The organism is Streptomyces sp. NPDC002265 (genome assembly GCF_040296125.1).
Classification (GTDB): domain Bacteria; phylum Actinomycetota; class Actinomycetes; order Streptomycetales; family Streptomycetaceae; genus Streptomyces.
In genome coordinates, this window is record NZ_JBEOWS010000660.1 from 1 (window position 1) to 1920 (window position 1920).

At 66.8% G+C, this 1920-nt stretch carries 2 protein-coding genes and 1 tRNA gene; 1 reads left to right on the forward strand and 2 read right to left on the reverse strand.

Annotated features, from left to right (window positions below; translation table 11 throughout):
• Positions 1-248: 248 nt before the first annotated feature.
• Complete coding sequence (locus ABT085_RS46035; protein ID WP_351623146.1) at positions 249-515, reverse strand: DUF6959 family protein; 267 nt, start codon at positions 513-515, stop codon at positions 249-251.
• 213 nt (positions 516-728) lie between these two features.
• Positions 729-813 (reverse strand) — tRNA-OTHER (locus tag ABT085_RS46040).
• 315 nt (positions 814-1128) lie between these two features.
• Here ABT085_RS46040 and ABT085_RS46045 point away from each other — a divergent pair.
• Positions 1129-1461 (forward strand): DUF6083 domain-containing protein, encoded by a 333-nt coding sequence (locus ABT085_RS46045; RefSeq protein ID WP_351623148.1) that lies wholly within the window; start codon positions 1129-1131, stop codon positions 1459-1461.
• Positions 1462-1920 lie beyond the last annotated feature (459 nt).

Consider the following 1920-nt stretch of genomic DNA (forward strand, 5'->3'; position numbering starts at 1 on the left):
CCTGGCCCAACCCCAAGTCACCGGCTCACCCAGGAGCGCCCTGAGGCGGTCGAGCGACGACATCCGATCCTCCCAGCGGAACCGACCGACGCCTCATGGTGCACCATGAGGCCACTGAGCGCCCGCGGTGCAGTTGTACAGCAGCTCCGTACCGCAACCTCAGCAGACGACCCTGGCCGGTAGCGTCCCTCCGGCGCCTCGGGGCGGCCGGTATGACCGTCGTTGACCGATCCGGCTAGAGCTACGGATCAGAAGGGCCGGGAGATCCCGTGGGCTTCGAGCGCTTCGGTGTAGCGCACGAGCTTGGCGCCCAGATCGGCATGAATCAGGCTCGCCACGTGTTGGGCCTCCTCCACGTCGCCGGCGGCGCATAGCTCGACGAGCTCGGCCACGTCCGCCTGGAGGATGCTGAGGGTGTCTCCCTGGATCAAGACTCCGGGGAAGTTGCGTCCCGGGAGGCGTACCACGGCGTCGTTGCCGCCATCGGTGAACAGCTCAGCCTCTACTCGTGCCATCGGAGCCCCCGTCTCAGTTTCCGTCTCATTCAGCGCCGTTCGCGAGGGTTCAGGACGGAACCGTAGCCAGTACCGGATGTGTCGCTGACCCGGCGCGAACGCAGGTGAACAGCGTCGTACACGCCCTCTGCGGCATCAACAGACTTGGAAAGCGTGCGCCTGGTACAGGCGACACGAAGAGCCGCGACCAGGAAGGGGTGGCCGTGCAGAGGGTGGCCACGGCCCGGATTCGAACCGGGGTTTCCGCGTCGGGGCGAACCCGAGCGCGACGTCTTAGGCCGCTAAACGACTCATGGCCAGGCAGAACCTACCGACCCAGACACTGACTCTCCAGCTCTTTTCGAGGGGTGGCATCCCAAGGCGCCGGCTCAGGTCGAGCCCGTCACCACGCCTGGATGGCCGCCAGCGCCCCTGATCGCCAAATGAGGCCAAATCGCGACCTACTGGGATCCGGTCAGATTCGCTCACACTCAAACACATGGGGGCGATTCGGGATCGTGACCAGTTGGCATGTCATCGCTGCGGGGAGACCAACCACACCGTGCGCGAGCGCGGACGGTTCGGCCTCATGGCGAGCTACTGCGAGAGGTGCTGGAACACCTTCGCCAACGAGATGGCCGAAGCCGATGGGGCCACAGCCGCACCCAGACCGGATCCTGACCCCGACGACGTGACATGGATCGAGCCACCACTTTGCCCCGAATGCGGAGCATTGATCCGCGTGTATCCCACCAACTACGACCGGTGGGTCAGTCTCTCCATGGTGGAGTTGCCCGCCAAAGACGTCCCAGAGGCCTTCAGATGGCGTTTGACGAGGCTTCCGGGCCGATCCCCCATCCCCGCGGATATCGTGGCTGTACGGGTCCGTGGAATCGATCCGCTACCGGGCGAACCCGTGGTGCCGGCTCACCGCATGATGTGCATCCCCGGCCGGGGTGAGTCGTAGATCACACGGCAGCGAGCGGGAGGCCCGGCCCCGTGCCCTCCGCGTGCCCGATCGAGCGGCGACCGGCGGGGAGTGGCGGGGAACACCGGACGGGGACCCGAAGACCAGCGCGTCAGCGACCTGCCAGATCAGCCCCGGTCCGCATACGCGATCTTCCGAACTAGTGCTCCAAGCCCCAGGCAGCGGCGCTTGACTGAGTCATTGAAACTCCAGGTCAAAGTCGCTACACCGACCGCGTGGGCGACCCAGCCGGTGTCCGTACCTGTCGCTAGCATCGCGGCAGTCTCTGGGGAGGAAGCGATCGCAGACCCTCGAAAGCGTGGAGTGCAGCTCGCTCTGAGCCTGACATGAAGGTGGGGGGGGGGCGGGGTGCCCGGCGGCGCCCCCCCAGGGTTGGTGTGGGGGGGGGCCCGGCAGCCTTAAAGAACGTGGGGGGGCGGGCGGGGGGGGGGGTGGAGG